Genomic DNA, 23,857 nt, shown 5'->3' with positions numbered 1-23,857 from the left:
AACGCCCGGTTACATTCCGAACCCGGAAGCTAAGCCTTTCAGCGCCGATGGTACTGCAGGGGGGACCCTGTGGGAGAGTAGGACACCGCCGAACACCTGCCCTTTTAGCTCAGTCGGTAGAGCGTCTCCATGGTAAGGAGAAGGTCAACGGTTCGATTCCGTTAAAGGGCTCCAGACGAAAAGGCCCCCGCCACATGGCGGGGGCCTTTTCGCGTTTCCGGGAGCAGGGACAGAGAGAGCGGCGCCTTCTCCCCACGGGGAAGGCGCCGTGTCGTCAGCGGTCGTCCGGCTCGCGGAGGCGCATCGCGAGGATGGCCATGTCGTCGGAGGCCGGCTCCTGGGCGAAGCGTTCGACCGCGCGCAGGACGCGGGCCGCGACCGCGCCGGCCGTCAGGCCCGTACAGGTCTTGAGGACGTCGGCGAGGCCGTCGTCGCCCAGCATGCGGGAGCCCTCGCGGCGCTCCGTCACGCCGTCCGTGACGCACAGGAGGACGTCGCCCGGGTCGAGCGTGACCGTCTCCTCGTACAGCTCCAGGTCGTCCATGACGCCCAGGAGCGGCTGCGGTTCGGCCGCGGGGCGGACCGTGCCGTCCGGGCTGAGGCGCAGGGGCAGCGGGTGGCCGGCGCAGACGACCTTGAGGATCGCGGAGCCGTCCTCCTGTGGACGCATCTCGCCGTACAGGAGGGTGAGGAAGCGGCTGCGGGCGCCCTCGTCGAGGATCGCCGCGTTCAGCCGCTCCAGGACCGCCGGGCCGCCGAGGCCCTCGCGGGCCAGGAGGCGCAGGGCGTGGCGGGCCAGACCGGTGACGGCGGCCGCCTCCGGGCCCGTACCGCAGACGTCGCCGATGGCGAATCCGTACGCGCCGTCGCTGATCGGGAAGAGGTCGTAGAAGTCGCCTCCGACCTCGTTTCCCTCGCCGGCCGCGCGGTAGATGACGTCGACCTCGACGCCCGGGATCTCCGGGAGGCCGGGCGGCAGCAGGCTGCGCTGGAGGGACTGGCTGATGGCCACGCGCTCCGAGTAGAGGCGGGCGTTGTCCAGGGCCAGGGCGGCCCGGCGGGACAGGTCCTCGGCGAGTTCCAGGATCTCCTGGCGGAAGTGGTCCTCGGAGGGCCTGCCGAGCGTCAGCATGCCGATGACCCGGTTGCGGGCCACCAGGGGCAGGACGACCGTCTCGCCGGCCACCGCGCTCGCCGTGGCCAGCGTGCTGTCGATGCCCGGCGCGTGCGGGCTCGACGGGTGGTCGAGGGCCTGGACCGAGGCGGTGAGCGCGGCCCGGTGGGCGGCGTCGCCCGGCGCGGTCCAGGCCCGGGCGCCGGGCGTCGGCACCGGGTCGGGCGGCGTGATCGAGGAGAGCAGCTCCTTGAGGCCGTCGATGCGGTCCTCGTCCTCGTGGAGCACGTACGAGAGGTACGGGTCGGAGGCCTGGTCGGCGATCGTGTAGACCGCGCACCAGGTCGCGAGGGTGGGGACCGTCATCTGGGCCATCAGGGCCAGGGTCTGGTCCCGGTCGAGGGTGCCGGCCAGGAGGTCGGAGGCCTCGACGAGGAAGCTGAGGGAGCCGCGGCGCAGGCGTTCCAGCTCGCCGAGGCGGGCGGACTCCACGGCCAGGGCGATGCGGTCGGCGGCGAACTGGAGGCGGAGGGCCTCCTCGTTCGAGTAGCGGTTCGCGGCCTCGGCGGCCACGCCCAGGGAGCCGGTGAGGCGGCCCTCGACCTTGAGGGGGACGGTGACCACCGAGCGCATGCCGGTGTCCTCCAGGAGCGGGACGGCTCCGGGGACGGCGGCCAGGTCCTCGTGGACGGCGGGCATCCGGGCGGAGCCGTACCGGCTGGCGCCGGTTTCCACGGGCACGCGCGCGAAGCGCTGGCGGGCGGCCGGGAGGCCGGTGGTCGCCCGTACCTCCAGCTCCGTCTCGTCGTCCGTGGCGAGGAGGAGGAAGGCGGCGTCGCCGTCGAGCATGTCGCGGGCGCGCTCGACCGTGCGCTGGAGCAGGCCGTCGAGGTCGTCGGGGGCCGGGGAGCCGATGAAGACCTCGAAGGGGTCGGCGGCGCGGTTCTCGGCGCCCGGCTCGGCCGCGGGGCGCTGCGGGGTCTGGAGGACCGCCCGCTCGTGCTCGCGGACCAGGAGGCAGACCGTGGAGGGCTCGCCCTGGGAGTCGCGGACCCGCAGGTGCGAGGCGTAGACGGGGACGACCCGGCCGTCGGCGCAGCGGACGCCGTAGCTGCCCTCCCAGCGGGAGAGGCGCAGGGCCTCGGCGAGGCCGGTGCCGATGCCGGGGGTGTGGGGCCAGGCCGCGAGGTCGCCCAGGGGCTTGCCGGTGACCTGCTCGGAGCCGTACCCGAAGAGTTCCTCGGCATCCTCGTTCCAGGCGGTGATCGCGCCGTTCCGGTCGATCTGGACGACGGCGACGCGGACGCGGCTGTCGGCGACCGGGAGGAGGGCGTCGGGGAGGACCGGGCCGGCGGAGCGGGTCCCGACGGGGCGCTGAGGGAGGTCGAGGTGGAACCAGACGTGCTTGCGCGTGGGGGAGTAGTCGACGCCCCAACGGTGGGCGAGGGCGGCGCACAGCAGCAGGCCGCGGCCGTTCTCGCGGTCGGGGGAGGCGAGGGTGCGGCCGCTCTGGACCGGGATCTCGCGCTCGGGGTAGCGGTCGGAGACCTCGACGCGGACGCTGTCGTCGGAGCGCAGGCAGAGCACGTCGGCGGCGGTGCCGGCGTGGACGACGGCGTTGGTGACGAGCTCGCTGGTGAGGACGACGGCGTCGTCCACCAGCTCGGGGTGTCCCCAGCCCTGGAGGGTGTCCCGGACGAAGGCCCGCGCGGCCGCGACGGACCGCCCGACGGGCTCGAAGCTGGCAGTCGCCCGCGCGGTGATCACAGCACTCCTCGTACGCGTCTCGACGCCCGGCTCTGCCATGCTCGGTCTGTCCTTCCCACTGCCCGGTGGTCGTGCGCGCACCACACCGTCCCCGCCGGGCGGACCGGGGCGGCTGGACAGCCGGATGCCAGGTTACTTACCTTCGCTGTCCGGGCGGATGCCGGTCGCCGCTGTTCCGTCCCTCCGGGGGTAGGGACGCCGTCGAAGCTGCCGAACTGTTATCGCCCGGTTCGGTCACGGTGAAACACTGGGCAGGCTACCGGCAGAGCCGGAGCGGTACGGTCGACCCCTTTCGGGAGGGACACGGTGGAGTCTGGCACGGCGGCGCGTCGCGGCGGAGGCAACGGTACGCGCGCGAGGGGCGGACGTTCCCGTGGGGGGACGGTCCAGGTGGACGCCGCGGCGCTGGAGCGGTTGCTCTCCGCGCTGGTGTCGATGCGGGACGGGAACTTCCGCAGGCGGCTCACGGTGTCCGGCGACGGGGTCATGGCGGAGATCTCCGCCGTGTTCAACGAGGTCGCGGACCGGCAGCTCCACGTGACCGGGGAGCTGTCGCGGGTCCGGCGGGTCGTCGGGCGCGAGGGCAAGCTGTCCGAGCGCCTGGAGGCCGGGGCCAGCGAGGGGGCCTGGGCGGCGGCGATCGAGGCGGCGAACGCGCTCGTCGACGACCTGGCCCGGCCGGTGTCCGAGGTGGGACGGGTGCTCTCGGCAGTGGCCGAGGGCGACCTGGAGCAGCGGATGGACCTGCGGTCGGAGGGTTCCGACGGGACGGTCCGGCCGCTGCGGGGCGAGTTCCTGAAGGTGGCGCGTACCGCCAACAACCTCGTCGACCAGTTGTCGGTGTTCGCCTCCGAGGTGACCCGGGTCGCCGTCGAGGTGGGGACCGAGGGCAAGCTGGGCGGTCAGGCGCAGGTGCGCGGGGTGTCCGGTTCGTGGAAGGACCTCACGGACTCCGTCAACACCATGGCGAACCAGTTGACGGCCCAGGTGCGGGACATCGCGCTGGTGACGACGGCGGTCGCCAACGGCGATCTGTCGCAGAAGGTCACGGCGAACGTGGCCGGCGAGATGCTGGAGCTGAAGAACACCGTCAACCGGATGGTGGACCAGTTGTCGTCCTTCTCCTCCGAGGTGACCCGCGTCGCGCGCGAGGTGGGCACCGAGGGCGAGCTGGGCGGTCAGGCCGAGGTGGCCGGGGTCGCCGGCGTGTGGAAGGACCTCACCGACTCCGTCAACACGATGGCGGGCAACCTCACCAATCAGGTGAGGGGGATCGCCGAGGTGACGACCGCCGTCGCCAACGGCGACCTGTCGCAGAAGGTGCGGGTCTCGGCGCGCGGCGAGATCGCGCAGCTCGCGGACACGATCAACCAGATGACCGAGACGCTGCGGACGTTCGCCGACGAGGTGACCCGCGTGTCGGGCGAGGTCGGCGCGCAGGGGCTGCTGGGCGGTCAGGCGCAGGTGCCGGGCGCGGCGGGCACGTGGAAGGACCTCACGGACTCCGTCAACACGGTCTTCCGGAACATCACCACGCAGGTGCGTGACATCGCCCAGGTGACGACGGCCGTCGCCAACGGTGACCTGTCGCAGAAGGTCACGGTGGACGTGGCCGGCGAGATGCTGGAACTCAAGAACACCGTCAACACCATGGTCGACCAGCTCTCCGCCTTCGGCTCCGAGGTGACCCGGGTGGCCCGGGAGGTCGGCGTCGAGGGCCTGCTCGGCGGCCAGGCGCAGGTGCCGGGCGCGGCGGGCACGTGGAAGGACCTCACCGACTCGGTGAACACGGCCTTCCGCAACCTGACCGGCCAGGTGCGGGACATCGCGCAGGTGACGACGGCGGTCGCCAACGGTGACCTGTCGCAGAAGGTCACGGTGGACGTCGCCGGCGAGATGCTGGAGCTCAAGAACACCGTCAACACGATGGTGTCGCAGCTCTCGTCCTTCGCGGACCAGGTGACGCGGATGGCCCGGGACGTGGGCACCGAGGGGCGGCTCGGCGGTCAGGCGCGCGTGGACGGCGTCTCCGGGCGCTGGCGGGAGCTCACCGACTCGGTGAACTTCATGGCCGGCAACCTGACCTCGCAGGTGCGGCAGATCGCCCAGGTGACGACGGCCGTGGCGCGCGGCGACCTGTCGCAGAAGATCGACGTGGACGCGCGCGGTGAGATCCTGGAGCTGAAGAACACCATCAACACGATGGTCGACCAGCTCTCCGCGTTCGCCGAGCAGGTGACCCGGGTGGCCCGCGAGGTGGGCACCGACGGGCGGCTCGGCGGTCAGGCGCAGGTGCCCGGCGTGGCCGGCGTGTGGCGCGACCTGACCGACTCGGTGAACGGCATGGCCGGCAACCTCACCACCCAGGTCCGCAACATCGCGCAGGTCGCCACGGCGGTCGCGCGCGGCGACCTGTCGCAGAAGATCGACGTGGACGCGCGCGGCGAGATCCTGGAGCTGAAGAACACCCTCAACACGATGGTGGACCAGCTCTCGAACTTCGCCGAGCAGGTGACCCGGGTGGCCCGCGAGGTGGGCACCGAGGGCATCCTGGGCGGTCAGGCCGAGGTGCAGGGCGTTTCCGGCACCTGGAAGGACCTCACCCAGTCGGTGAACGGCATGGCGAACAACCTCACCATCCAGGTGCGGAACATCGCCGAGGTCACGACCGCGGTCGCCATGGGCGACCTGTCGAAGAAGATCACGGTCGACGCCCGGGGCGAGATCCTGGAGCTGGTGACGACCGTCAACACGATGGTCGACCAGTTGTCGAACTTCGCGGACGAGGTCACGCGCGTGGCCCGCGAGGTGGGTACGGAGGGCATCCTCGGCGGCCAGGCGCGCGTGCGCGGGGTCACCGGCACCTGGAAGGACCTCAGCGACAACGTCAACCTGATGGCCAACAACCTGACCAGTCAGGTGCGGAACATCTCCCGGGTGTCGGCGGCCGTCGCCAACGGCGACCTGACGAAGAAGGTGACGGTCGAGGCGCGCGGCGAGGTCGCCGAACTCGCCGAGACCGTCAACACGATGGTGACGACCCTGTCGTCCTTCGCGGACGAGGTCACGCGCGTGGCCCGTGAGGTGGGCACGGAGGGCGAGCTGGGCGGTCAGGCCCGGGTGCCGGGGGTCTCCGGCACCTGGAAGGACCTGACCGAGTCGGTGAACTCGATGGCCTCCAACCTGACCGGCCAGGTGCGCCAGATCGCGGCCGTCACGACCGCCATCGCCAAGGGCGACCTCACCAAGAAGATCGACATCGACGCGCGCGGTGAGATCCAGCAACTGAAGAACACCATCAACACGATGGTCGACCAGTTGTCGAACTTCGCCGAGGAGGTCACGCGCGTGGCCCGCGAGGTGGGTACGGAGGGCATCCTCGGCGGTCAGGCGCGCGTGCGGGACGTCGACGGCACCTGGCGCGACCTGACCGAGTCCGTGAACGAGATGGCCGGGAACCTGACCCGCCAGGTGCGGGCCATCGCGGCCGTCGCCACGGCGGTCACCCGGGGCGACCTCAACCTCAAGATCGACGGCGTGGACGCGGCGGGCGAGATCCAGGCGCTCCAGGACAACATCAACACGATGATCACCAACCTGCGCGACACCACCCTCGCCAACGAGGAGCAGGACTGGCTGAAGGGCAACCTGGCCCGCATCTCCGGCCTCATGCAGGGCCGGCGGGACCTGGACGACGTGGCCTCGCTCATCATGAGCGAGCTGACGCCGGTGGTCTCGGCCCAGCACGGCGCCTTCTTCGTGGCGATGCCGACCGGCTCCGCCCACGGCGACGCCGAACTGGTCGGCGAGGGCGACGGCTCGTACGAGCTGCGGATGCGGGGGAGTTACGGATACTCCGCCGGTTCCATGCCGACCTCGTTCCGGCCCGGCGAGACCCTCATCGGGACGGCGGCCGAGGAGAAGCGGACCATCCAGGTCAACGTGCCGCCGGGCTACCTGAAGATCTCCTCCGGGCTCGGGGAGGCCGCGCCCGCGCACGTGATCGTGCTGCCGGTCCTCTTCGAGGGCAAGGTCCTCGGCGTGATCGAGCTGGCCTCCTTCCAGCCGTTCACCCAGATCCAGCGCGACTTCCTCAACCAGCTCGCGGAGCTGATCGCCACCACCGTCAACACCATCAGCGTCAACACCAAGACGGAGGTGCTGCTCCAGCAGTCGCAGGAGCTCACCGAGCAGCTCAGGGAGCGCTCGGCCGAGCTGGAGCACCGGCAGAAGGAGCTCCAGGGATCCAACCTGGAGCTGGAGGAGAAGGCCGAGCTGCTCGCCCGGCAGAACCGCGACATCGAGGTGAAGAACACCGAGATCGAGGAGGCCCGGCAGGTCCTGGAGGAGCGGGCCGAGCAGCTCGCCGTCTCCATGCGGTACAAGTCCGAGTTCCTGGCGAACATGTCGCACGAGCTGCGCACGCCGCTCAACTCGCTGCTCATCCTGGCCAAGTTGCTCGCGGACAACGCCGAGACGAACCTGACGCCCAAGCAGGTCGAGTTCGTGGAGACCATCCACGGGGCCGGTTCGGACCTGCTCCAACTGATCAACGACATCCTGGACCTGTCCAAGGTCGAGGCGGGCAAGATGGACGTCTCGCCGACCCGGATCGCGCTCGTGCAGCTCGTCGACTACGTGGAGGCGACCTTCCGGCCGCTCACGGCGGAGAAGGGGCTCGACTTCTCGGTGCGGGTCTCGCCGGAACTGCCGGCCACGCTCCACACCGACGAGCAGCGCCTGCTCCAGGTGCTGCGCAACCTGCTCTCCAACGCGGTGAAGTTCACCGACACGGGCGCGGTGGAGCTGGTGATCCGGCCGGCCGGCGCGGACGTGCCGCAGTCGATCCGCGAGCAGCTCCTGGAGGCCGGTTCGCTGCGCGACCCGGACGCCGACCTGATCGCGTTCTCGGTCACCGACACCGGGATCGGGATCGCGGCGAGCAAGATGCGGGTCATCTTCGAGGCGTTCAAGCAGGCCGACGGCACGACCAGCCGGAAGTACGGCGGTACGGGTCTGGGGCTCTCGATCAGCCGGGAGATCGCGCGGCTGCTCGGCGGCGAGATCTTCGCCGTGAGCGAGCCGGGCCGCGGCTCGACGTTCACCCTGTACCTGCCGCTGAACCCGACCGAGCTGCCCGCGCCGGGCCACGGCCAGGGCGCGCAGGACGGCGAGGACCCGCAGCAGGGCGCCGAGGAGGGGGCGGCCGGTGCGGTGCACCCGTTCCCGCACTTCCCGCCGGCGCCCGTACGGACGGAGGCGCGCTCCGGGGCCGGGGCGCTGTTCCGGCACCGGCGGAAGGCGGCCGCGGAGGCGACCGGGGCGCGGGGCGCGGTGCCGGGGCAGTCCGGGCAGCAGCAGCCCGTACCGGAGCGGGAGGAGCCGGAGGAGGCGGCGCCGCGCCGCACCTTCGGCTTCTCCGGGGAGAAGGTGCTCATCGTGGACGACGACATCCGCAACGTCTTCGCGCTCACCAGCGTCCTGGAGCAGCACGGGCTCGCGGTGCTGTACGCGGAGAACGGGCGGGAGGGCATCGAGGTCCTGGAGCAGCACGACGACGCGGCGGTCGTGCTGATGGACATCATGATGCCGGAGATGGACGGGTACGCGACGACGACCGCGATCCGGCGGATGCCGCAGTTCGCCGGTCTTCCGATCATCGCCCTGACGGCGAAGGCGATGAAGGGCGACCGGGAGAAGGCGATCGAGTCGGGCGCCTCGGACTACGTGACCAAGCCGGTCGACCCCGACCACCTGCTGTCCGTCATGGAGGAGTGGATGCGGCGGAAGTGATCCGGTCCGGGGCCGCGCGGCCCCGGGTCCTCCCCGGACGCGTCTCGGGTCCTCCCCGGGCGCGTCCCGGGCGCGCTCCGGAAAGATCTCTGACGGGCTGTCGCCACGGGCGTGTGAGATGCGGGGATACGGGGAACCTTCTGGTCTCCCACCGCGTTTTTCCTCCGTGCACAGTGACATCGCGGTGACAGGGTGTGGCGACGGGCGGGGTGCGGCTACGATGACCGGCACAAGGACGGACGGCGCTAGGGAGTCGTCTTCTGGGGCGGCGCCCGGTGCCTCCCCCGGTTCGGGGGACCGGGCAGAGCCGTTGCCGGGACGAGGAGGACGGGGCATGGTGCAGAAGGCCAAGATCCTCCTGGTCGATGACCGGCCGGAGAATCTGCTGGCGCTGGAGGCCATTCTCTCCGCGCTCGATCAGACGCTGGTGCGGGCATCGTCCGGGGAGGAAGCGCTCAAGGCGCTGTTGACGGACGACTTCGCGGTCATCCTGCTGGACGTCCAGATGCCGGGAATGGACGGTTTCGAGACCGCCGCCCACATCAAGCGGCGCGAGCGGACCCGGGACATCCCGATCATCTTCCTCACCGCCATCAACCACGGCCCCCACCACACCTTCCGGGGGTACGCGGCGGGGGCGGTCGACTACATCTCGAAGCCCTTCGACCCGTGGGTGCTGCGCGCCAAGGTCTCGGTCTTCGTCGAGCTCTACATGAAGAACTGCAAGCTGCGCGAGCAGGCCGCCCTGCTGCGGCTCCAGTTGGAGGGCGGCGGCGAGACCGGTCACGGCAAGGAGTCCGCCGGTCTCCTCGCCGAGCTCTCCGCCCGCCTCGCGGCCGTCGAGGAGCAGGCGGAGGCGCTGTCGAAGCAGCTCGACGACGACTCGGCCGACGCGGCCGCCGTCGCCACCGCCGCGCACCTGGAGCGCAAGCTCACCGGGCTGCGGCGGGCCCTGGACGCCCTGGAACCGGGCACCGGCGCCACGCCGACCCTGCCCAGCCAGAGCTGACGGCTCGTCACGAAGCGCCCCGGTCCGGGGCGCTTCGCCGTGATGCGGCGTCAGCACCGCGCCTCCGCACGGACGACACGAACGGGTGAGGCGGACAGCCGGTTCCCACACGGGTAACCTCGGCACCATGGCTTCACGTACGTCCGGCAAGACCCAGGGCACGGCGGGCACCGCAAAGCCGCGCGCCGGCCGTACGGCGGGCGCCGCGAAGAAGGCGGCGCCCGCGAAGTCCCCCGTCAAACAGCCCGCGAAGAGGGCTCCGGCCAAGAAGGCCGCGCCCGCCAAGCGCGCGCCCGCGCGCAGGACGGCGGCGAAGAAGGCCCCGCCCCGCCCCGCGCCGTCCCCGACCGGGGGCGTCTACCGGCTCGTGCGCGGTGCCTGGCTCGGACTCGCCCACGCGGTCGGGGCGCTCTTCCGGGGCATAGGACGCGGGGCCAAGGGTCTCGATCCCGTCCACCGCAAGGACGGCCTCGCACTGCTCCTCCTCGGCATCGCGCTGATCGTCGCCGTGGGCACCTGGTCCAACCTGCGCGGTCCGGTCGGCGACCTCGTCGAACTCCTCGTCACCGGGGCCTTCGGCCGGCTCGACCTGCTGGTGCCGCTGCTGGTCGGCGGGGTCGGCGTGCGGCTGATCCTCTATCCGGAGCGGCCCGAGGCCAACGGCCGGATCGTCATCGGCCTCTCCGCCCTCGCCCTCGGCGTCCTGGGCCAGGTGCACATCGCGTGCGGCTCGCCGGGCCGCGGCGACGGCGCCGACGCCGTGCAGGACGCGGGCGGCCTCATCGGCTGGGCCGCGTCCCAGCCCCTCGTCTTCATGATGGGCGAGGTCCTCGCCGTACCGCTGCTGGTGCTGCTCACCGTCTTCGGCCTGCTCGTCGTCACCGCCACCCCGGTCAACGCGATCCCGCAGCGCCTGCGGGCCCTCGGCGTCCGGCTCGGGATCGTGGAGGCGCCGTACGACCCGGCGGAGGCCGAGCAGTACGCGCACGGGGAGTACGACGAGGAGTGGCGGGACGCGGAGCCCGCGCGGCCCGTCCGGCGGCGCGCCCCCGGCCCCGCGGAGCCGTACGACGTGGACCGGGCCGAGGCGGAGATGCTGGAGCGGCGCGGCCGCCCGGCGCGCCGCCCCTCCCGGCGGACCGGCTCCGAGGCCGGTCTCGACCCGGTGGACGTCGCCGCGGCGGCGGCCGCCGCGCTGGACGGCGCGGTTCTGAACGGCATGCCGCCGTCCCCGATCGTCGCCGACCTGACCAAGGACGTCACCAAGGACGTCACCAGGGACGTCGCCGCCGGGCGGAGCGCCGCCGCGGCCGCCTCCGCCGCCGGCGCCGCGGAGAAGGCGACCGCGTCCGTGCCGCCCGCCCGGGGCGAGGGCCCGCGCGGGAGCGGGGACGTACCCGATCTGACCAAGCCCGCGCCCGAGCCGGGCGACCTGCCGGCGCGGGCCGAGCAGCTCCAGTTGTCCGGCGACATCACGTACTCCCTGCCGTCGATGGACCTCCTCGAGCGGGGTGGGCCGGGCAAGACGCGCAGTGCGGCGAACGACGCCGTGGTGGCGGCGCTGTCGAACGTGTTCGCCGAGTTCAAGGTCGACGCGGCGGTCACCGGTTTCACCCGGGGGCCGACGGTCACCCGCTACGAGGTGGAGCTCGGGCCGGCGGTGAAGGTCGAGAAGATCACGGCCCTGGCCAAGAACATCGCCTACGCGGTGGCCTCTCCGGACGTGCGGATCATCTCGCCGATCCCCGGCAAGTCCGCGGTCGGCATCGAGATTCCCAACAGCGACCGCGAGATGGTCAACCTCGGGGACGTGCTGCGGCTCGCGGACGCGGCCGGTGACGAGCATCCGATGCTGGTCGCGCTCGGCAAGGACGTCGAGGGCGGCTACGTGATGGCCAACCTGGCGAAGATGCCGCACATCCTGGTCGCCGGCGCCACCGGCTCCGGCAAGTCCTCGTGCATCAACTGCCTCATCACCTCGGTGATGATAAGGGCGACCCCCGAGGACGTCCGGATGGTGCTCGTCGACCCCAAGCGGGTCGAGCTGACCGCCTACGAGGGCATCCCGCACCTGATCACCCCGATCATCACCAACCCCAAGAAGGCCGCCGAGGCCCTGCAGTGGGTGGTGCGCGAGATGGACCTGCGCTACGACGACCTGGCGGCCTTCGGCTTCCGGCACATCGACGACTTCAACGAGGCCATCCGGGCCGGCAAGGTCCAGCTCCCGCCGGGCAGCGAGCGCGAGCTCAGCCCGTATCCGTACCTCCTGGTGATCGTCGACGAGCTGGCCGACCTGATGATGGTCGCGCCCCGGGACGTGGAGGACGCGATCGTCCGCATCACCCAGTTGGCCCGCGCCGCCGGCATCCACCTGGTGCTGGCCACGCAGCGTCCGTCCGTGGACGTGGTCACCGGTCTGATCAAGGCGAACGTGCCCTCCCGGCTGGCCTTCGCGACCTCCTCGCTCGCCGACAGCCGGGTCATCCTGGACCAGCCCGGCGCCGAGAAGCTGATCGGCAAGGGCGACGGACTGTTCCTGCCGATGGGTGCCAACAAGCCCGTCCGCATGCAGGGCGCGTTCGTCACCGAGGCCGAGGTCGCGGCCGTCGTGCGGCACTGCAAGGACCAGATGACGCCCGTCTTCCGGGACGACGTCACCGTGGGCACCCAGCAGAAGAAGGAGATCGACGAGGAGATCGGCGACGACCTCGACCTGCTGTGCCAGGCCGCCGAACTGGTCGTCTCCACCCAGTTCGGCTCCACCTCGATGCTCCAGCGCAAGCTGCGCGTCGGCTTCGCCAAGGCCGGCCGGCTGATGGACCTCATGGAGTCGCGCGACATCGTCGGCCCCAGCGAGGGCTCCAAGGCCCGCGACGTGCTCGTCAAACCCGACGAACTCGACGGCGTCCTCGCCGTGATCCGGGGCGAGTCGGCCGGGTAGACGGGGGCGTGACCGGAGCCGGAGCCGGGGCCGGGTCCGGGATCGGGGCTGCGGCGGGCCGGGTCGGTGCGGGCTCCGGCACGGGGCGACCCGGGCTCCGGCACGGGCCGGGTGTGGGTTCCGGAAGGCGGGGTACCCGTTCGAGATCCGGCCGAGACTCATCCGTAAGAAAAGGCTGGGCAACCGTTTCCCCTGGCCGCACGTCAAGTTGGACGGAGGGACAGAAGGATGTCCCAGCCTCATGGCGTACAAACGGCACCCGCCCGGTTGCCCCACCCTTTCGTACCACCCATAGACTGAACGTCCAGCAGGTGGCTACACGCTCGAAAGGCGCTCTCGTGTCCATCGGCAACTCCCCCGAAGACGACCGGACCTTCCCGGCAGGCGACCGGGATTCGATCGGTCGCGCTCTCCAGCAGGCCCGTATCGCCGCCGGTCTCACCGTCGAAGAGGTCAGTGCCTCCACCCGTGTCCGGACCCCGATCGTGCACGCGATCGAGGAGGACGACTTCTCGCGCTGTGGCGGCGACGTCTACGCCCGCGGCCACATCCGCACCCTCGCGCGCGTCGTCGGCCTCGACCCGGCTCCGCTGGTCGAACGGTTCGACGCCGAGCACGGCGGCCGTCCCGCACCCACCCCCGCCGCCCCGCTGTTCGAGGCGGAACGCATCCGCCCCGAGCCGCGCCGGCCCAACTGGACCGCCGCGATGGTCGCGGCCATCGTCGCCGTCGTCGGGTTCGTCGGCTTCACGATGTTCAACGGCGAGGAGACCCCGAAGGGGACCACCGCGGCCGACGGCGGCCCGGCGCCCGCCCCCGAGAAGGCGACCTCCGCCGCCAAGCCCAAGCCGGTCAAGCCCGTCGCGCCCAAGCCCACCGAGAGCGCGATCGCCGCGGTCCCGCAGGACAAGGTCACGATCAAGCTCTCCGCCACCGACGGCAAGAGCTGGATCTCGGCCAAGGCCCACGACGGCAAGATCCTCTTCGACGGACTGCTCATGGAGGGCGAGTCCAAGACCTTCCAGGACGACGAGCGCGTCGACCTGGTCCTCGGCAACGCCGGCGCCATCGAGCTCTACGTCAACGGCAAGAAGGTCGCCGACAAGTTCGAATCCGGCCAGGTCGAGCGGCTCACCTACACCAAGGGCGACCCCCAGGCCGGCTGAGCCGGTCCGGACGCCGTGATGTGACCTCCGTCGCGCAGGTGAACCCTGCGCGACGGGGGAACGGCCGGGACGAAGTAGTCTTGAGCCCATGCCCGAACGCCGTACCGTCGCCCTTGTCACTCTTGGCTGCGCCCGTAACGAGGTGGACTCGGAGGAGCTCGCAGGCCGCTTGGCAGCGGACGGCTGGGAGCTCGTCGAGAACGCCGAGCAAGCGGACGTCGCCGTCGTCAACACCTGCGGATTCGTCGAGGCCGCCAAGAAGGACTCCGTCGACGCCCTGCTCGAAGCCAATGACCTGAAGGACCACGGCCGGACCCAGGCCGTCGTCGCCGTCGGCTGCATGGCCGAGCGGTACGGCAAGGAGCTCGCCGAAGCCCTCCCGGAGGCCGACGGCGTCCTCGGCTTCGACGACTACGCCGACATCTCCAACCGCCTCCAGACCATCCTCGGCGGTGGCAGCGTCGAGGCCCACACCCCGCGCGACCGGCGCAAGCTGCTGCCGCTCTCGCCCGTGGAGCGCCAGGAGGCCGCGGCCGCCGTGGCCCTGCCCGGACACGGCGACGGCGCCGAGGTGCCCGCCGACGCCCCGGCCGACCTGCCCGAGGGCCTCGCGCCCGCCTCCGGGCCCCGCGCGCCGCTCCGCCGGCGCCTGGACACCAGCCCCGTCGCCTCCGTGAAGCTGGCCTCCGGCTGCGACCGCCGCTGCACCTTCTGCGCCATCCCCTCCTTCCGCGGCTCCTTCGTCTCGCGCCGCCCCTCGGACGTGCTGAACGAGACGCGCTGGCTCGCCGAGCAGGGCGTGAAGGAGATCATGCTGGTCTCCGAGAACAACACCTCCTACGGCAAGGACCTCGGCGACATCCGGCTCCTGGAGGGCCTGCTGCCCGAGCTGGCGGCCGTGGACGGCATCGAGCGCGTCCGCGTCAGCTACCTCCAGCCCGCCGAGATGCGCCCCGGCCTGATCGACGTCCTCACCTCCACCGAGAAGGTCGTCCCGTACTTCGACCTCTCCTTCCAGCACAGTGCCCCCGACGTGCTGCGGTCCATGCGCCGCTTCGGCGACACCGACCGCTTTCTGGAACTCCTGGAGACCATCCGCTCCAAGGCCCCCACGGCCGGTGCCCGCTCCAACTTCATCGTCGGCTTCCCCGGCGAGACCGAGGCGGACTTCGCCGAGCTGGAACGCTTCATCACCCACGCGCGCCTCGACGCCATCGGCGTCTTCGGCTACTCCGACGAGGACGGCACCGAGGCCGCCACGTACGAGCACAAGCTCGACCAGGAGGTCGTCGACAAGCGGCTCGCCCACCTCTCCCGGCTCGCCGAGGAGCTCACCGCGCAGCGCGCGGAGGAGCGGATCGGAGAGACCCTGGAGGTACTCGTCGAGTCCCTGGACGAGGAGGACGGCTGGATCGGCCGCGCCGCCCACCAGGCCCCCGAGACCGACGGACAGGTGGTCCTCGTGACCGCCGACGGCACGGACCCCGACCTGGCCCCGGGCCGTATGGTCAGGGCGAAGGTCGTCGGGACGGAGGGCGTCGACCTGGTGGCCGAGTGTCTTTTCGAGGAGGCGGGCAGATGACCGGAGTCCCGGCATCCGCGACGGGCGGGACCGGTAGGCCGACGCCCCGCGGCAAGCTGGGCGCGGCGGCCGTCAACCAGGCCAGCCTGTGGAACATCGCGAACATCCTCACCATGATCCGGCTGGTGCTCGTGCCGGCCTTCGTGGTGCTGCTGCTCCAGGACGGCGGGCACGATCCCGCGTGGCGGGCCTGGGCCTGGGCGGCGTTCGCGGTGGCCATGATCACGGACGTCTTCGACGGGCACCTCGCCCGTACGTACAACCTGGTCACCGACTTCGGGAAGATCGCCGACCCGATCGCCGACAAGGCGATCATGGCGGCCGGCCTGGTCTCCCTGTCCGCGCTCGGGGACCTCCCCTGGTGGGTGACCGCGGTCATCCTGGCCCGTGAGCTGGGGATCACCCTGATGCGGTTCTGGGTCATCCGGCACGGGGTCATCCCCGCCAGCCGGGGCGGCAAGATGAAGACCCTGGCCCAGGGCACGGCCGTGGGCATGTACGTGCTCATGCTGACCGGGCCGCTGGCCACCCTCCGCTTCTGGGTGATGGCGGTGGCCGTCGTGCTGACGGTCCTCACCGCTCTCGACTACGTGCGGCAGGCCGTCGTACTGCGCCGCCGGGGCCTCGCCGCCGAGCGGGCCGCCGCCGAGCGGTCGGAGGCGGCGGCACGATGACCGAGGCGGCCCGGGTGCTCGCGCTGCTCGCCGAGCGCGGCCAGACGCTGGCCGTCGCGGAGTCGCTCACGGGCGGTCTGGTGGCCGCCGAACTCACCGGCGTCCCCGGCGCCTCGGCGGCCTTCCGGGGGTCCGTCACCGCCTACGCCACCGCCCTCAAGCACGAGCTCCTCGGCGTCGACGGAAAGCTGCTCGCGGAGCGCGGCGCGGTGGATCCCGAGGTCGCGTCGCAGATGGCGGCCGGTGTACGGGCCCGGCTCGGCGCCGACTGGGGCATCGCGACGACCGGGGTCGCGGGCCCCGACCCGCAGGACGGACAGCCCGTCGGAACCGTCTACGTGGCGGTCGCGGGCCCGGGCGGGGAGACGGCCCGGACGGCGGTCCCGACGGGTGCGGTGGCGGGGGCTCCCACGGGGAAAGTGGTCCCGTTGAGGTTGAACGGCGATCGTGGGGAAATCCGTAGGGAGAGCGTACGGATCGTGCTCGCGCTGCTGCGCGAGGAACTCTCGGGAAATGTGCGGGCACAGGATACGGAACAGAACGGGGGGAATTGATGTTTGCAGCCCTGAGTGAACACGACATCGCTCCCCGCACGGCCGCGGCGCGAGGCGGTACGGTGGGGCGTGAAGGATGCGGCTACGCGGTCCGAGGAGGGAGCCACCGATGATTCTGCTCCGTCGCCTGCTGGGTGACGTGCTGCGTCGGCAGCGCCAGCGCCAGGGCCGTACTCTGCGCGAAGTCTCCTCGTCCGCCCGAGTCTCGCTCGGCTATCTCTCCGAGGTGGAGCGGGGGCAGAAGGAGGCATCCTCCGAGCTGCTCTCCGCGATCTGCGACGCGTTGGACGTACGGATGTCCGAGCTCATGCGCGAAGTGAGCGACGAGCTGTCGCTGGCCGAACTGGCCGAGTCGGCGGCAGCGAGCGAACAGGTGCCGGCACCGGTTCGTCCGATGCTCAATTCGGTGTCGGTGACGTCGGTGGCGGGTGTGCCCACCGAGCGGGTGACCATCAAGGCGCCCGCGGAAGCGGTCGACGTCGTCGCCGCCTGAACCGAGACCAGGGCGGAGCCCCGGTTCCGTGTCCCGCGAGGGGCACCGACCGGGGCTTCGCCCTTTCCCGGGTTTTCTTTGGGCGGGTTTGTTTGAGATGCCGGGTTCCGGTCAGGCGTGCCATGGTGGGAGAACGTTCGACTGGTGGGAGATTCCGCATGTCTGTCGTGAAGAGCACGCTGTCCGAGACCGACCTCAAGACCGTCGGCGACGCGCTCCAGGGAGCCCTCGTCGACCTGGTCGACCTCTCCCTGGTGGCCAAGCAGGTGCACTGGAACGTCGTCGGGCCGCGCTTCCGCTCCGTCCACCTCCAACTGGACGAGGTGGTCACCACGGCCCGGACGCACTCCGACACCGTGGCCGAGCGCGCCTCCGCCCTGGGCGTCAACCCGGACGGACGAGCGTCGACCGTGGCGTCGTCGAGCGCGATCGGAACGGTGCCGGAAGGCTGGATCAAGGACGAGGACGCGGTGCAGATCCTCGTCGCCGCCCTCGGTGCCGTCACCACCCGGATGCGGGAGCGGATCGACGCGACCGGCGACCCGGACCCGGTCACCCAGGACATTCTGATCGCCCTGACGGGTGAGCTGGAGAAGCACGCGTGGATGTTCCAGGCGGAGAGCGTCTGAGGGGCCGGGGCGTGCTGATACGTGCGGTGCGCGCCGGGGCGGGCCCCGGTGCGCCCTCCCGCAGGGTGATCCTGTCGGTCTAGCGTCGACCGCAGGAGGCGGCCATGGTACGGCGACGGTTTCCGCCGGTGACGCTCGCGCTGATCGCGATCGGGCTGGTGGCCGGGGGACTCTGGTGGTGGGCGGTGCTGCGCCTGCTGCTCGTACCGGGCGAGGCCGGGCCGGCCGAGGGAGTGATGGCCGCGGGCGGCTGGGGACTGAGCCTGCTGCCCGTGCACGTGGCCGCTTCGTCGGGACCGCCGGGCTCACTCGTCCGGCGCATCGGCAGGACGCCGTGGCGCCGGAGGTGGGGCGCGGACTCCGGCTCGGCGCGAGGGGTGTGACGGAGGTGCGGGACCGCCGCGGTTGTGGGGCCGCGGCGGACGGACGGTCAGACTGACGGGCTCGTATCGGCTTCCTGCCGGTGCGGGCCCCGCTGGCATTCCGGGCACCAGTACGTGACCCGGTCCCCGAGCTCCGCCTTGTGGATCCGGGCGCCGCAGCGCAGACAGGGACGGCCCGCGCGGCCGTAGACGTGGAGCGGGGTGCCGGGGCGGCGCACGGTGATGACCCGCTGGTCCGGATGGTCCTTGTTGAGGCCGAGCAGGCGGTGCGCGGTCGCCACCAGACGGGCGGGGACGTCCGGCTCCAGCTCGCCCACGGGGAGCCAGGGGGTGACGGCGGCGAGGAACGCCAGCTCCGACTTGTAGATGTTGCCGATGCCGGCCAGGTTGCGCTGGTCGAGGAGGGCCTCGCCGAGCGTCCTCGCCGGGTCGGACGTCAGACGGCGCACGGCCTCCTCCGGGTCCCAGTCCGGACCGAGCAGGTCCGGGCCGAGGTGGCCCACGATCCGGGACTCCTCGTCGGTGCGGACGAGCTCCAGGATCGGGAGCCGGTAGCCGTACGCGGTGGACTCGGCGTTTCCCAGGACGGCCCGGATCTGGTGGTCGGGGCCGCCACGGGGCCGCTCCCCGGTGGCGTACACCCGCCAGGCGCCGTCCATCCGCAGGTGGGAGTGGAGGGTGAGCCCGCCCTCGATCCGGGCGAGCAGGTGCTTGCCGCGCGGGGTGACGTCGAGGAGCGTGCGGCCGGTGAGGTCGGCGGTCGCGAACCGGGGCACCCGGAGGTCCGAGCGGGTGATCACCCGCCCGGCGAGCGCGGCGTGCAGGCGGCGGGCCACCTGCCAGACGGTGTCTCCCTCGGGCACGATTCTCCTCGGGTCGTGGTCTTTCGGGCGTGGATCACGATCGTGTGGGTGTGGGTGTGGGTGTGGGGGTGGGGGTGCGGACACGGACGCGGGGTCGGGGTGCCCGGACGGCTGGGCTTCTGTCGGGCTTCTTCCCGGGTGTGCGCAGGCTAGGCCCGCAGCCGCAGGCCTCTGGGGGTGGCCAGGAAGCCCGCCGCCTCCAGGGGGCGGGCCAGCGGGGAGGTCAGGGCCGCGACGCCGTTGAGCCGCTCCACCGTGACCGTGCCCAGGGAGCCCGCGCGCGCGGACGCCGCCAGGGCCTCGGCCGCCGCCGTCAGGGCGGGGTCGTCCGGATCGGTCGGCCAGGACAGGAGGGTCTTGCCGCCGCGCTCCATGTAGAGCGTCAGCTCGCCGTCGACCAGGACGACCAGCGCGCCCGCCTTCCGCCCCGGTTTGTGCCCGGCGCCGGTCGGCGGCTCGGGCCAGGACAGGGCCGCCCCGTACGCGTTCGCCGGGTCGGCCGCCGCGAGGACCAGGGCGCGCGGACCGGCCGCCGCCTCGACGCCCCGGTCGCGCGCGGTCGCCGCGGCCCGCAGCCGGTCCACCGCGCCGTCCATCGCGAACTGGGCCGCGCCGAGCCCCTCCACGACGTAGCCCCTGCGGGCCTGGCCGCTGTCCTCGAAGGCGGCCAGGATCCGGTACACGGCCGAGAAGCCGCCCTCCACGCCCTCGGCGGCCACCGCGCCCCGGGTGACCACGCCGTGCCGGTCCAGGAGGGTGCGGGCCAGGGCGTGCGCCCGGTGCGTCGGCTCCGGTTCGGGCGGGGGCAGCAGCGCCCAGCGGCCGGAGACCGTGGGCGGGCCCGTACGGGACACCGGCCGGGCGGACGCGGTCAAGGTGCCGTACCGGCCTCGGGGGACCGTGCGGCGCGCGCGGTGCGCGGTGGAGCCGGCCGTGCGGCCCGAGCCGAGCAGGGCGCGCAGCGGGGCGAGGGTGTCGTTGGTGAGCCGGCCCGACCAGGCCAGGTCCCAGAGGGCGTCGGCGAGCTGGGGGTCGGTGGCGTCCGGGTGGGTGGTCGCCCGGATCTGGTCGGCGATCTGACGGAAGAACAGGCCGTACCCGCCGGAGAGGGCGGTCAGCACCGACTCGTGCAGCGCGGACAGCTCCAGCGGATGCGGCGGCGGGAGGAGCAGCGGGGCCGCGTCCGCGAGGTACAGGGAGACCCAGCCGTCCTTGCCGGGCAGTGAGCCCGCGCCCGCCCACACTACCTCGCCGGTGGTCGTCAGCCCGTCCAGCATCGCCGGGGAGTAGTCCCGGACCCGGGACGGCAGGACCAGCTTCTCCAGGGCCGAGGCCGGGACGGGGGCGCCCTGGAGCTGCTCGACCGCCCGGGCCAGGCCGTCGATGCCGCGCAGGCCGTGGCTCCCCAGGTGCTGCCACTGCGGCAGGAAGGAGGCGAGGGCCGCCGGGGGCACCGGCTCCAGCTCGTGGCGCAGGGCGGCGAGGGAGCGCCGGCGCAGTCGGCGCAGGACGGTGGCGTCGCACCACTCCTGGCCGATGCCGGACGGGTGGAACTCGCCCTGGACGACCCGGCCGGACGCGGCGAGCCGCTGGAGGGCGCCGTCGGTGACGGCCGTGCCCAGGCCGAAGCGCTCGCCCGCCCGGGAGGAGGTGAACGGGCCGTGCGTGCGCGCGTACCGCGCGAGGAGGTCGCCCAGCGGGTCCTTGACCGGCTCGGTGAAGGCCTCGGGGACGCCGACCGGCAGGGCCGTGCCCAGGGCGTCCCGGAGACGGCCCGCGTCCTCGATCGCCGCCCAGTGCTCCCGGCCCCCGATCCGCACCCGGATCGCGCGCCGCGCCGCCTCCAGCTCGCCCGCCCAGTCCGCCTCGGCGCCCCGCTCGGCCAGCTCGGCACCGGTGAGCGGGCCCAGGACCCGCAGCAGGTCGGCGACGCCCTCCACGTCCTTGGTCCGCCGGTCCTCCGTCAGCCACTGGAGCTCCCGCTCCAGCTCCGTCAGGACGTCCGCGTCGAGCAGCTCGCGCAGCTCCGCCTGGCCGAGCAGCTCCGCGAGCAGCCGGGAGTCCAGGGAGAGCGCGGCGGCCCGCCGCTCCGCGAGGGGCGAGTCCCCCTCGTACAGGAACTGCGCCACGTAGCCGAAGAGCAGCGAGCGGGCGAAGGGGGACGGCTCGGGGGTGGTGACCTCGACGAGACGGACCCGGCGGGCCTCGATGTCGCCCATCAGCTCCGTCAGGCCGGGCAGGTCGAAGACGTCCTGGAGGCACTCGCGGACGGCCTCCAGGACGATCGGGAACGAGCCGAACTCGCTCGCCACCTGGAGGAGCTGGGCCGCGCGCTGCCGCTGCTGCCACAGCGGGGTGCGCTTGCCCGGGTTCCGCTTCGGCAGCAGCAGGGCGCGGGCGGCGCACTCGCGGAACCGGGAGGCGAACAGGGCGGAGCCGCCCACCTGGTCGGTGACGACCTGACCGATCTCGCCCTTGTCGAAGAGGGCGTCGGCCGCGCCGACGGGCGCCTTGTCCGCGTCGTACACGGCGTCCGCGTGACGGCCCGGATCGACCGGTTCGTGGTCGAGGAGGTCCAGGCCCATGTCCAGGCCCATCAGGTCGGCGTCCGGCAGGCGCAGCACGATGCCGTCGTCCGCGTGCATCACCTGCGCGTCCATGCCGTACCGCTCGGTGAGCCGGGCGCCGAGCGCCAGTGCCCACGGGGCGTGCACCTGCGCCCCGAACGGGGAGTGGATGACGACCCGCCAGTCCCCGAGCTCGTCCCGGAAGCGCTCGACCAGGATCGTCCGGTCGTCCGGCACGTGCCCGCAGGCCTCGCGCTGCTCCCTGAGGTACGCCAGGACGTTCTCCGCGGCCCACGCGTCGAGCCCGGCGGCGAGCAGCCGCAGCCGCGCGTCCTCGTCCCCGAGGGCGCCGATCTCGCGGAGGAACGCGCCCACCGCCCGGCCCAGTTCGAGCGGGCGGCCCAGTTGGTCGCCCTTCCAGAACGGCAGCCGGCCCGGCGCGCCGGGCGCGGGGGTGACCAGGACCCGGTCCCGGGTGATGTCCTCGATCCGCCACGAGGTGGTGCCGAGCGTGAACACGTCGCCCACGCGCGACTCGTACACCATCTCCTCGTCGAGCTCCCCGACCCGGCCCCCGCCCTTCTTGGGGTCGGAGCCCGCCAGGAACACGCCGAACAGGCCCCGGTCGGGGATCGTGCCGCCCGAGGTGACGGCGAGCCGCTGCGCGCCCGGCCGGCCCGTGACCGTCCCGGTCACCCGGTCCCAGACCACGCGCGGGCGCAGCTCGGCGAAGGCGTCCGAGGGGTACCGCCCCGCCAGCATGTCGAGGACGCCGGTGAACGCCGACTCGGGCAGCGAGGCGAACGGCGCCGCCCGGCGCACCACCGCGAGCAGGTCGTCCACCTGCCAGGTGTCGAGCGCGACCATCGCGACCAACTGCTGCGCGAGCACGTCCAGCGGATTGGCGGGGAGCCGCAGGGACTCGATGGCCCCCGAGCGCATCCGCTCGGTGACCACGGCCGCCTGCACCAGGTCGCCCCGGTACTTGGGGAAGACCACGCCCGTGGAGACGGCGCCGACCTGGTGGCCGGCGCGGCCCACCCGCTGGAGCCCGGAGGCCACCGAGGGCGGCGACTCGACCTGCACGACCAGGTCCACCGCGCCCATGTCGATGCCCAGCTCCAGACTGGAGGTGGCCACCACGGCGGGCAGCCGGCCCGCCTTCAGGTCCTCCTCGACCTGGGCGCGCTGTTCCTTCGACACCGAACCGTGGTGGGCCCGGGCGAGCAGCGGCGGGGCGCCCTGCGCCGCCCCCGACTGGGCCATGACCTCGGCCGGGGGAGCCCCTTCGGGCAGGGGCTCGCCGGTCGCCCGCTCGTACGCGATCTCGTTGAGCCGGTTGCACAGGCGCTCGGCCAGACGGCGGGAGTTGGCGAAGACGATCGTGGAGCGGTGGGACTGCACGAGGTCGGCGATCCGCTCCTCGACGTGCGGCCAGATCGACGGCCTGTCACCGTCCTTCTTGCCCTCCGAGGCCGGGGAGCCGCCCAACTCGCCCATGTCCTCGACGGGGACGACGACGGAGAGGTCGAACTCCTTGCCCGACGGCGGCTGCACGATCTCCACGGCACGCCCCGGCGACAGGTAGCGGGCCACCTCGTCGACCGGCCGGACCGTGGCCGACAGGCCGATCCGGCGCGCGGGCCGGGGGAGCAGCTCGTCGAGCCGCTCCAGGGAGAGCGCCAGGTGCGCGCCCCGCTTCGTGCCCGCGACCGCGTGGACCTCGTCCAGGATGACCGTCTCCACGCCCGCGAGGGCCTCGCGGGCGGCGGAGGTCAGCATCAGGAACAGCGACTCGGGGGTGGTGATCAGGATGTCCGGCGGTTTGGTCGCGAGCGTGCGGCGCTCGGCCGCCGGGGTGTCGCCGGAGCGGATCCCGACCCGGATGTCCGGCTCGGGCAGCCCGAGCCGCACCGACTCCTGGCGGATGCCGGTCAGCGGGGAGCGCAGGTTCCGCTCGACGTCCACCGCGAGGGCCTTCAACGGGGACACGTACAGCACGCGGCAGCGCTTCCGCGCCTCCGCCGGCGGGGGCACGGCCGCCAGCCGGTCCAGGGAGGCGAGGAAGGCCGCCAGCGTCTTGCCCGAACCGGTCGGGGCGACGACCAGCACGTCGGAACCCGCCCCGATGGCGGTCCAGGCGCCCTCCTGCGCCGCCGTGGGCGCGGTGAAGGCCCCGGTGAACCAACCACGGGTCGCGGGGGAGAACGAGTCGAGCGCGGACCTGACCATGCCCCCCATCGTGCACCCGGGCACTGACAACCGCCGGGACCTGTGGAAAACCGCCCCCGCAGCGCGGCGGCCCGTCCCTCTTCCGGG

At 72.6% G+C, this 23,857-nt stretch carries 13 protein-coding genes, 1 tRNA gene and 1 rRNA gene; 12 read left to right on the top strand and 3 right to left on the bottom strand.

Features of this window, described 5'->3' with window-relative positions; all coding sequences use genetic code 11:
• A 5S ribosomal RNA gene (gene rrf, locus ACFYNX_RS32440) occupies positions 1-94 on the top strand; the annotation flags it as partial.
• A gap of 4 nt (positions 95-98) precedes the next feature.
• Positions 99-174: transfer RNA gene (locus ACFYNX_RS32435), tRNA-Thr, on the top strand.
• Positions 175-274: 100 nt separating this feature from the next.
• On the opposite strand, the gene ACFYNX_RS32430 is transcribed toward ACFYNX_RS32435, so the two are convergent.
• A complete protein-coding gene (locus ACFYNX_RS32430) occupies positions 275-2,920 on the bottom strand; it encodes a SpoIIE family protein phosphatase (RefSeq protein ID WP_388666892.1) in 2,646 nt (881 codons plus the stop codon).
• Between the two features lie 267 nt (positions 2,921-3,187).
• Here ACFYNX_RS32430 and ACFYNX_RS32425 point away from each other — a divergent pair, with 267 nt between their 5' ends.
• The 10 genes from ACFYNX_RS32425 to ACFYNX_RS32380 all read left to right on the top strand — a co-directional run bounded on the left by ACFYNX_RS32425 (position 3,188) and on the right by ACFYNX_RS32380 (position 18,108).
• The gene (locus tag ACFYNX_RS32425) at positions 3,188-8,674 is read left to right on the top strand and encodes a HAMP domain-containing protein (protein ID WP_388666890.1); all 5,487 of its coding nucleotides are present in this window, start codon (positions 3,188-3,190) and stop codon (positions 8,672-8,674) included.
• A gap of 334 nt (positions 8,675-9,008) precedes the next feature.
• Entirely contained in the window at positions 9,009-9,683 is a 675-nt protein-coding gene (locus tag ACFYNX_RS32420; protein WP_388666887.1) for a two-component system response regulator, read from the top strand.
• Positions 9,684-9,810: 127 nt separating this feature from the next.
• Positions 9,811-12,627, top strand: coding sequence for a DNA translocase FtsK (locus tag ACFYNX_RS32415; protein ID WP_388666885.1), 2,817 nt, complete (start codon positions 9,811-9,813; stop codon positions 12,625-12,627).
• A 338-nt stretch (positions 12,628-12,965) separates the two neighbouring features.
• Positions 12,966-13,793, top strand: coding sequence for a helix-turn-helix domain-containing protein (locus tag ACFYNX_RS32410; protein ID WP_388666882.1), 828 nt, complete (start codon positions 12,966-12,968; stop codon positions 13,791-13,793).
• Between the two features lie 88 nt (positions 13,794-13,881).
• Complete coding sequence (rimO, locus tag ACFYNX_RS32405) at positions 13,882-15,375, top strand: 30S ribosomal protein S12 methylthiotransferase RimO (RefSeq protein WP_388666879.1); 1,494 nt, start codon at positions 13,882-13,884, stop codon at positions 15,373-15,375.
• Entirely contained in the window at positions 15,372-16,049 is a 678-nt protein-coding gene (gene pgsA / locus ACFYNX_RS32400) for a CDP-diacylglycerol--glycerol-3-phosphate 3-phosphatidyltransferase (RefSeq protein WP_365547148.1), read from the top strand. The genes rimO and pgsA overlap by 4 nt, the downstream gene beginning before the upstream one ends.
• Positions 16,046-16,603, top strand: coding sequence for a CinA family protein (locus ACFYNX_RS32395; protein ID WP_388666876.1), 558 nt, complete (start codon positions 16,046-16,048; stop codon positions 16,601-16,603). The genes pgsA and ACFYNX_RS32395 overlap by 4 nt, the downstream gene beginning before the upstream one ends.
• Before the next feature lie 109 nt (positions 16,604-16,712).
• The gene (locus tag ACFYNX_RS32390; protein WP_030221417.1) at positions 16,713-17,096 is read left to right on the top strand and encodes a helix-turn-helix domain-containing protein; all 384 of its coding nucleotides are present in this window, start codon (positions 16,713-16,715) and stop codon (positions 17,094-17,096) included.
• 158 nt (positions 17,097-17,254) lie between these two features.
• The gene (locus ACFYNX_RS32385; protein WP_388666873.1) at positions 17,255-17,725 is read left to right on the top strand and encodes a Dps family protein; all 471 of its coding nucleotides are present in this window, start codon (positions 17,255-17,257) and stop codon (positions 17,723-17,725) included.
• 104 nt (positions 17,726-17,829) lie between these two features.
• Positions 17,830-18,108, top strand: coding sequence for a hypothetical protein (locus tag ACFYNX_RS32380; protein WP_388666869.1), 279 nt, complete (start codon positions 17,830-17,832; stop codon positions 18,106-18,108).
• A 47-nt stretch (positions 18,109-18,155) separates the two neighbouring features.
• On the opposite strand, the gene ACFYNX_RS32375 is transcribed toward ACFYNX_RS32380, so the two are convergent.
• On the bottom strand, positions 18,156-18,971 hold the full coding sequence (locus tag ACFYNX_RS32375) for a DNA-formamidopyrimidine glycosylase family protein (protein ID WP_388666866.1): 816 nt from the start codon (positions 18,969-18,971) through the stop codon (positions 18,156-18,158).
• A 149-nt stretch (positions 18,972-19,120) separates the two neighbouring features.
• Positions 19,121-23,770, bottom strand: coding sequence for a DEAD/DEAH box helicase (locus ACFYNX_RS32370; RefSeq protein ID WP_388666863.1), 4,650 nt, complete (start codon positions 23,768-23,770; stop codon positions 19,121-19,123).
• Between the last annotated feature and the right edge of the window lie 87 nt (positions 23,771-23,857).

Origin of the sequence: Streptomyces sp. NPDC007872, assembly GCF_042868165.1 — a bacterium.
Taxonomy (GTDB): Bacteria; Actinomycetota; Actinomycetes; order Streptomycetales; family Streptomycetaceae; genus Streptomyces.
This window is presented reverse-complemented; position numbering and strand designations above follow the sequence as displayed.

What these genes read in the sequence shown, in the direction of transcription:
- ACFYNX_RS32430 (WP_388666892.1), bottom strand. Translation starts at nt 2,920, where the DNA reads ATGGCAGAGCCGGGCGTCGAGACGCGTACGAGGAGTGCTGTGATCACC.
- ACFYNX_RS32420 (WP_388666887.1), top strand. Translation starts at nt 9,009, where the DNA reads ATGGTGCAGAAGGCCAAGATCCTCCTGGTCGATGACCGGCCGGAGAAT.
- ACFYNX_RS32415 (WP_388666885.1), top strand. Translation starts at nt 9,811, where the DNA reads ATGGCTTCACGTACGTCCGGCAAGACCCAGGGCACGGCGGGCACCGCA.
- rimO (WP_388666879.1), top strand. Translation starts at nt 13,882, where the DNA reads ATGCCCGAACGCCGTACCGTCGCCCTTGTCACTCTTGGCTGCGCCCGT.
- pgsA (WP_365547148.1), top strand. Translation starts at nt 15,372, where the DNA reads ATGACCGGAGTCCCGGCATCCGCGACGGGCGGGACCGGTAGGCCGACG.
- ACFYNX_RS32395 (WP_388666876.1), top strand. Translation starts at nt 16,046, where the DNA reads ATGACCGAGGCGGCCCGGGTGCTCGCGCTGCTCGCCGAGCGCGGCCAG.
- ACFYNX_RS32390 (WP_030221417.1), top strand. Translation starts at nt 16,713, where the DNA reads ATGATTCTGCTCCGTCGCCTGCTGGGTGACGTGCTGCGTCGGCAGCGC.
- ACFYNX_RS32385 (WP_388666873.1), top strand. Translation starts at nt 17,255, where the DNA reads ATGTCTGTCGTGAAGAGCACGCTGTCCGAGACCGACCTCAAGACCGTC.
- ACFYNX_RS32380 (WP_388666869.1), top strand. Translation starts at nt 17,830, where the DNA reads ATGGTACGGCGACGGTTTCCGCCGGTGACGCTCGCGCTGATCGCGATC.
- ACFYNX_RS32370 (WP_388666863.1), bottom strand. Translation starts at nt 23,770, where the DNA reads ATGGTCAGGTCCGCGCTCGACTCGTTCTCCCCCGCGACCCGTGGTTGG.